Source organism: Vibrio sp. M260121, from assembly GCF_036533715.1.
GTDB lineage: Bacteria > Pseudomonadota > Gammaproteobacteria > Enterobacterales > Vibrionaceae > Vibrio.
In genome coordinates, this window is the sequence record NZ_JATABF010000059.1 from 20,161 (window position 1) to 27,630 (window position 7,470).

General features: G+C 47.2%; 6 protein-coding genes. 4 read left to right on the forward strand and 2 right to left on the reverse strand.

What is annotated here, in order from left to right; all coding sequences use genetic code 11:
* Positions 1-3 precede the first annotated feature (3 nt).
* Positions 4-957 carry an endonuclease/exonuclease/phosphatase family protein gene (locus tag QTO06_RS23145; RefSeq protein WP_331410010.1) on the forward strand — a complete coding sequence of 318 codons (954 nt, stop codon included), beginning with the start codon at positions 4-6 and terminating at the stop codon, positions 955-957.
* Here QTO06_RS23145 and cra read toward each other — a convergent pair.
* The gene (gene cra, locus QTO06_RS23150; protein ID WP_331410011.1) at positions 947-1,942 is read right to left on the reverse strand and encodes a catabolite repressor/activator; all 996 of its coding nucleotides are present in this window, start codon (positions 1,940-1,942) and stop codon (positions 947-949) included. The genes QTO06_RS23145 and cra overlap by 11 nt on opposite strands.
* A 426-nt stretch (positions 1,943-2,368) precedes the next feature.
* On the opposite strand from cra, the gene fruB reads away from it, so the two are divergent.
* From fruB to fruA, 3 genes are read left to right on the forward strand one after another with little or no spacing between them, the layout of a single operon-like run.
* A complete protein-coding gene (gene fruB, locus QTO06_RS23155; protein WP_331410012.1) occupies positions 2,369-3,502 on the forward strand; it encodes a fused PTS fructose transporter subunit IIA/HPr protein in 1,134 nt (377 codons plus the stop codon).
* 11 nt (positions 3,503-3,513) lie between these two features.
* The gene (gene pfkB, locus QTO06_RS23160) at positions 3,514-4,488 is read left to right on the forward strand and encodes a 1-phosphofructokinase (RefSeq protein WP_331410013.1); all 975 of its coding nucleotides are present in this window, start codon (positions 3,514-3,516) and stop codon (positions 4,486-4,488) included.
* A 19-nt stretch (positions 4,489-4,507) separates the two neighbouring features.
* The gene (gene fruA / locus QTO06_RS23165; RefSeq protein ID WP_331410014.1) at positions 4,508-6,250 is read left to right on the forward strand and encodes a PTS fructose transporter subunit IIBC; all 1,743 of its coding nucleotides are present in this window, start codon (positions 4,508-4,510) and stop codon (positions 6,248-6,250) included.
* A gap of 230 nt (positions 6,251-6,480) precedes the next feature.
* On the opposite strand, the gene QTO06_RS23170 is transcribed toward fruA, so the two are convergent.
* On the reverse strand, positions 6,481-7,194 hold the full coding sequence (locus QTO06_RS23170; RefSeq protein WP_331410015.1) for a hypothetical protein: 714 nt from the start codon (positions 7,192-7,194) through the stop codon (positions 6,481-6,483).
* Between the last annotated feature and the right edge of the window lie 276 nt (positions 7,195-7,470).

A 7,470-nucleotide genomic window follows, 5' to 3' on the forward strand; every position in this document is an offset into this window, starting at 1 on the left:
ATTTTGTCTAATAAGAACCACATTACCTTTGCCACCGCCAACCTATTGAACTTTGTCGCCCCTCCTGGCGCGTATTATGACTTCGAGAACATTTACTCCCTCGACGATTGGCAGGACAAACTCACTTGGACCAAATCGCAGTTCGACCAACTCAATCCCGACATCATCGGCTTGCAAGAAGTGTTCAGCATTGAAGAAACCCAAACCTTCTTTGCTGAGATCGGTTACCAATACTTTGCCTGTGTCGATACACCGCATATCGAGGGCGACTACATATACTCTCGTCCTGTTGTTGCCGTGGCCTCTCGTTTTCCCATTGAAAGCTTTGAAGCCGTCACATTCGATCAAGATACGCTCAATGCCTTTGATGATATCGACGCGCCGCCGTTCAGCCGCAAACCCGTTCGGGCAACCATTATTCACCCAATTATTGGGCATATCTGCGTGTACGTCACGCACTTGAAGTCACAACGCCCTGCAGACTCAGAGACACCAGAACAGGCCAGCAGACCCATTGCCCGCTGGCTATCAACACAACAACGGGGTTGGGAAGCTGCAATGCTGCGCGATGCAATGCAAAAGCACTATGCGAATAACCCGATGCCGACATTGTTGATGGGTGACATGAACCAAGCCATCACTAAAACGAGCGTTAATAACGTTTTGGTTGAACAATATAGTGACAGCGTCACTGACTTGCGACTTTGTGATGGCTGGGAATTGCAAGTGGCACCATCGTTAGAATCAAGACCAGCAACACACTACCACTTCGCGAAAGGAAACGTGTTGGATTACATACTACTGTCGCAGGAGTTTGATGCGCACGCCGATGTATCCATAGCAGAAGTGACGAATTATCAAGTGCTGGATACACACCTAATTAACCCGTCTTTTGAGAGAGATAAAAACGCCAGCGACCACGCCTTTGTGGCGCTGACAGTAGAAATTAAGCTTTAGCGTCGTTGTGACGTTTCACGATCTTACGCGGAATCAACTCCACCCCAGCCTTATAGCGTTTTGCTGAAGCATTGAGAGCCAGCTCCATAGCGCTGTCGGCAATCAGCTCAAATTGCTGTGGTAGCGAGTTGATTTTGATTGGCAGAAAGTCGAGTAAGCGGTTATCACCAAAGGTAGCCAAACGCACCTTACCCATCAGTTCAGGCTTTTCTAACATTACGTCCAACACGCCTTCTAGCAAGGTGTATGACATAGTCACTACCGCATCAGGTAGCTGGCCTTTTGCAATCCAACCTTCCAGTACCTTCTTCCCTTCTTCACGGGAGAAGTGCTGGCCATAGCCTACCAAAGCCTCGTTACCTTCTTGCTGGCAAGCAGAACGGAAGCCCAGTTCACGCTCTTTAGAAACTTGAAGTTCTTCTAATGCGCCAATCAGACCGATGGACTCAATCTCCGAAGACAGTACCGATTCTGTCAGCTCAAATGCCGCATCGAAATCTTCACTGATCACACAGCAAAAGTGTTCATCATCCATAGGACGGTCGAGTGCGATTACGGGTGTGCCCGAGTTTTGCAGCTTTAAGTAATACTCACTGGCGGCAGGCATACTACTGGCGACAAACAACGCATCAATACGGCGGCTAACCAGCGCCTCTGCCACCTTCTCTTCGGTTTGCGGATTGTCGTCTGAGCAACCAATCAAAATTTGGTAGCCCGCTTTACGCGAGTTCTGTTCAATCAGTTTTGCTAAACGTGCGTAACTGGTGTTCTCTAAATCTGGAATGATCAAACCGAACGAACGTGAGTTGCCCGCTCTTAAAGAAGATGCTGCGTGATCCGGTTTGTAATTGTACTGCTCAACCACCGCCATGACTTTCTTTTGAGTCTTTTCGCTGATGCGGTATTTCTGCGCTTTTCCGTTAATCACATAGCTTGCCGTGGTCTTTGAAACCCCAGCTAATTTCGCTATTTCATCCAGTGTCATATTCTAAGCCCTATTCTGTGCGCGGGATCATATTAATACATCAACGATCCTTCGATAAGTTGAATTATATGCTGAACCGATTCAGTATAAAAGCTGAAAGGATTCAGCAAAACTCAAAAATTGACGAGAATCACCAAAATCAAGCAATACCGTCTCCCTTTGCTAGGCTTTAAAAGCATTGAGACACTGAGTGGTTAAGTTTCGATTTTAAAAACAGTTTCGCTGAGTGTTTTAAAAAATTTGACCAAGTGCTGAATCGATTCAGTTTCTTTTGTTCAGCAAATTGTGGTTAAGCAAAACCGACTCTAATAGAGAAATGACGAACAAAGACACGTTCAGCAACCATAGATAAACGGCGTTACGCAAACAAAGTACTGCGTAGCCAAGATGAATTAGAAATAGATACCTTAAGGCTGGAGAAGCACCATGCTTAAGCTAAGTAAGAACGACATTACCCTATCTCAATCCGCTACAGATAAGTTTGAAGCGATCAAAAGCATCGCTCAGAGCCTGACAGACAAAGGTCTGGTTGAACAAGGCTATGTAGAAGGCATGCTAAATCGTGAAAACCAGAACTCTACGTTTCTAGGTAACGGTATCGCGATTCCACACGGCACGACTGACACGCGCTCAATGGTGAAAACCACAGGCGTTGCTGTTCACCACTTCCCAGAAGGCGTTGAATGGGGCGGCGGCAACACAGTTTACGTTGCTATCGGTATTGCGGCGAAATCAGACGAGCACTTGGGCATTCTTAAGCAGCTAACAAAAGTATTGGGCGCTGACGGCGTTGAAGAGCGTCTACGCAATGCGAAAAACGAAGACGACATCATTGCCCTACTTCATGGCGACGTTCAGCTAGAAGCGGATTTCGATGCTTCTCTCATTCAATTGCTATTCCCAGCAAGTGACATGATTCAAATGAGCGCGGTAGCTGGCGGCCTACTTAAAAACACAGGTTGTGCAGGTACTGAGTTCGTTGCAGACCTAGTAACAAAAACGCCAACGCATCTAGGCCAAGGTCTATGGCTTGTTGGTAGTGATAAACAAGTAACTCGTACTGGTGTTTCTTTTGTATCAACAGCCAATGATTGTGAATTCGAAGGCGAGAAAGTGCGTGCTCTAGTTGCGTTCGCAGCTTGCAACAACGCTCATCAATCTATCCTAAGCACGATTTCAAAGCTTGTGTTTAACAACGAACACAGCAAATTACTTGATGCTTCTGCTGAACAGATCCTTGCATTGTTCAAAGGCGAAGAAATGGCAACTGAAGCGGCTGAGGATGGCAACACAGCAATCTTCAAAATCAAAAACGCCCACGGCCTACACGCTCGTCCTGGCGCAATGCTAGTAGCAGAAGCGAAAAAGTTCGAATCTACCATTCGCGTGGCAAACCTAGATGGCGATGGCAAAGCGGTAAACGCGAAGAGCCTAATGAAAGTTATCGCGCTAGGTGTGAAACACGGTCACCAGCTTCAATTCTCTGCTGAAGGTCCAGATGCTGCACAAGCACTTGAGTCAATCGGTAAAGCAATCGCATCTGGTCTTGGCGAAGGTTAAGGGGCGAGAGAATGACAGCATTGAAAACCAACAAAGTCGTTACCATCACGCTTAACCCTGCCCTTGATCTAACAGGTTCACTGGACTCAATCAATGTGGGTTCTGTCAGCCTAGTGGAAAAGAGCAACCTACACGCGGCTGGTAAAGGCGTAAACGTAGCGAAAGTACTTAGTGACCTAGGTGCAGACGTAACAGTGACGGGCTTTCTTGGCAAAGACAACCCAGAGCTGTTCCACCAGCTATTTAGCGATATCAAGGTTAAAAACGAGTTCGTTGAAGTCGAAGGCGCAACTCGCATCAACGTGAAATTGGTTGAAGCCGATGGCCAAGTGAGCGACATCAACTTCCCTGGCGTTCAAGTTACGGCAGAAGAAATCGCACGCTTTGAAGAAACCCTATTCCGCCTTGCAGAAACACACGATTACTTTGTATTGGCAGGCAGCCTACCGGGCGGTGTTACTGCAGAGCAATGCGCAGCATGGATTGAGAAACTGCATCAGCAAGGCAAGAAAGTCTTGTTCGATAGCAGCAAAGCAGCACTACGCTCAGGCATCGACGCTCATCCTTGGTTGATCAAACCAAACGACGAAGAGCTAAGTGACTTTGTCGGCGAGCACCTTTCGACGCCAGAACAATGCCAAGCAGCAGCGCAAACGCTAAGCGATAAAGGCATTGAGAACATCGTGGTTTCTATGGGTGCAGACGGCGTGATGTGGCTTAACCAAGGCGAATGGCTACGTGCTCAACCACCACGAATGAATGTAGTAAGCACTGTTGGCGCTGGCGATACGCTTGTGGCTGGCTTGTGCTGGGGTCACATGCAAGTGATGCCGAAAAACGATTTACTGCGCTTCGCTACTGCGCTTTCTGCCCTAGCAGTAAGCCAAGTTGGCGTTGGCCTAACCAGTCAGGAAGAACTGGAGAACATCAAGCTCCAAACGCAAGTAACCGAGCTTTACCCTAATACGAACTTAGACAAAAACTAAGGAACAGAAGGTTATCAGTATGAATATTGCCATTATTACAGCTTGTCCAAGTGGTGTTGCGAACAGCATCATTGCGGCAGGCCTACTAGAACAAGCAACAGCTAAGTTGGGTTGGAACGCAAAGATTGAATGCCAATCAAGCGTGGTTGAACCAACACTGCTAACAGACGCTGACATTGAACAAGCAGAAGCGATCGTAATTGCGGCTAACACTCCAGTTGATACTTCTCGTTTCGTAGGTAAAAAAGTCTACCAAGCAGATATCAGCGCCGTTGCAAAAGACGCAATGGCTTTCCTACAGACTGCGGTTGAAAACTCAGCAACACTAGAGCAAGCAACCACAGTTACAGCACAAGTAGCACCAGCAGAAAGCGCATCTGCAACGAAGAAGATCGTTGCGATCACAGCATGTCCAACTGGCGTAGCACACACTTTCATGGCAGCGGAAGCGCTAGAGGAAGAAGGCAAACGTCGTGGTCACCAAATTAAAGTGGAAACGCGTGGCTCAGTAGGTGCGAAAAACCAACTGACTGATCAAGAAATCGCAGACGCAGATTTAGTGATCATCGCAGCGGATATTGAAGTTCCTCTTGACCGCTTCAACGGCAAGAAAATGTACCGCACAAAAACAGGTCCAGCGCTGAAGAAAACAGCGGAAGAAATGGACAAAGCGTTTGAACAAGCAACCGTATACCAACACTCTGGTTCTTCTAGCGCATCATCAGCGACAGAAGAGAAGAAAGGCGCATACAAACACCTAATGACAGGTGTATCTCACATGCTTCCAGTTGTGGTAGCCGGTGGTTTGATCATCGCCCTATCCTTTGTATTTGGTATCGAAGCATTTAAAGAAGAAGGTACGCTAGCAGCAGCACTGATGAACATTGGTGGTGGCTCAGCATTCGCATTGATGATTCCAGTTCTTGCTGGCTACATCGCCTTCTCTATTGCTGACCGTCCAGGTCTGGCTCCGGGTCTTGTGGGCGGTATGCTTGCTAGCTCAACTGGCGCAGGTTTCCTTGGTGGTATCGCAGCAGGTTTCATCGCCGGTTACGCTGCTAAGTTCCTTGCCGATAAAGTAAAACTTCCACAATCAATGGAAGCGCTTAAACCGATCCTTATCATTCCTTTCGTGGCGACACTGTTCACGGGTCTGGTGATGATTTACATCGTGGGTGGTCCAGTATCTGGCATCATGAACGGCCTAACTGACTTCCTAAACAACATGGGTTCTGACAGCGCAGTTCTACTGGGTATTATCCTTGGCGCAATGATGTGTTTCGACCTAGGTGGTCCAGTAAACAAAGCCGCTTACGCATTCGGTGTGGGTCTATTGGCTTCACAAACTTACGCACCAATGGCGGCAATCATGGCGGCAGGTATGGTTCCTGCGCTTGGTATGGGTCTTGCGACATTCCTTGCTAAGAACAAGTTTGAGCAAAGTGAGCGTGAAGCGGGTAAAGCATCATTCGTTCTTGGTCTGTGCTTTATCTCTGAAGGTGCTATCCCATTTGCAGCGAAAGATCCAATGCGTGTTATCCCATCATGTATGGCAGGTGGCGCACTAACAGGTGCACTATCTATGCTGTTCGGTGCAAAACTGATGGCACCACACGGTGGCTTGTTCGTGCTGCTTATCCCTAACGCAATCTCGCCAGTACTGATGTACTTGGTAGCGATTGCAGCAGGTACAGCGGTAACGGGCTTCACTTACGCGTTCCTAAAGAACAAATCAGAAGCGAAACAACAAGCTGCAGCTTAATTGCAAACTGCGATTAAATAACAGTTAACAATGCCTCCCTCGATTTGGCATTCGACACCTCCCTCTAGCCTCGGCTTTGGGAGGTGTTTTTTATTATGCCCAAGTAACCTCGATAACCATGGGATAACAAATACCATATCGGGCACAAGATCCCCTAAAACAAAGGGCGAACGCTTATAATAAGTGTTCGCCCTTTTCTTGTTTAAGTTGGCAGTGTTTAAACCGACAATTTATTGCATTGGCACTGATTCAACATCCACATCACCGCTGCTCAAGTTCACTGTCGCATTGTAAACATTGTGTGGATCACCATGGTGTTTAAAGGTGAAGTGATACACGTTCGCCGGGGTCCAAATCTGCTTATCATCGGCTGGCATAATGTCGTAACCATCTTGTTGGTATAACTCGGTCGCCATAACATACGCCGTCGCGGTTTGTACTTGCGTATTGCGATCAACTTTAGGTTCTAGTGAAGGGTTCGTTGGGTAAGATTCACCGTTGTAACTCATCTGACGGTAAGCACCATTACTCCACACTACAAAGTCTTGCCAACCGTTACTGTAGCTGTCAATGAGTGCAATTGGTGTTCTTGTTACCGACATGCGGTTCAGCACTTTGCCGTTGTTATCGAACATATACGCCGTGCAACCACCACTTCCGCAGAAGAAACGGTCTTGGAATAGCACCAAATGCTCTGCTGTGCCATCACTATTCAAATCCGCTGATCCAGTAACATAGCTAATTTTATCTGTTTCTAAAGAAAGGCCCTGTGGCATCAGAACGCTTTGGTCGATCCAAGTTGCAATGGTCGCTGCATCCGCGCTTTTTAATTCTACTGGCGCTTGAGAGTCTGCGTTATCGGTAGAGATGCCGTCTGTTGAAGAACAGCCAATTAGCGTCAGTGAGCCTAAAAGGAAGAGTCCGTGTAATCCGCGATTGTTCATTTGCGTTCGCTCTTTTATTGATGATGTGCTCTTAGTATACGCAAGATTTATCAATCGCTTGTAAGAAAATCATAAAAATCAGTGAGGTGTACACTAAAGCACCACCCCTGCTTTTCGCCTTCATTCTCCTCTCGACTCTACACTCTCGCCTCAATTATCTTTCTCTCTCTGGAATGACCCCTTAAAAGTAGACACAGGGGGTTAATTCATTAGCTCAAAGTCTATGGGGCTCACTCCACCTAGAGTCCCATGTCTTCTTACCGGATTGTAATATGT

What these genes read in the sequence shown, in the direction of transcription:
- fruA (WP_331410014.1), top strand. Translation starts at nt 4,508, where the DNA reads ATGAATATTGCCATTATTACAGCTTGTCCAAGTGGTGTTGCGAACAGC.
- pfkB (WP_331410013.1), top strand. Translation starts at nt 3,514, where the DNA reads ATGACAGCATTGAAAACCAACAAAGTCGTTACCATCACGCTTAACCCT.
- fruB (WP_331410012.1), top strand. Translation starts at nt 2,369, where the DNA reads ATGCTTAAGCTAAGTAAGAACGACATTACCCTATCTCAATCCGCTACA.
- QTO06_RS23170 (WP_331410015.1), bottom strand. Translation starts at nt 7,194, where the DNA reads ATGAACAATCGCGGATTACACGGACTCTTCCTTTTAGGCTCACTGACG.
- cra (WP_331410011.1), bottom strand. Translation starts at nt 1,942, where the DNA reads ATGACACTGGATGAAATAGCGAAATTAGCTGGGGTTTCAAAGACCACG.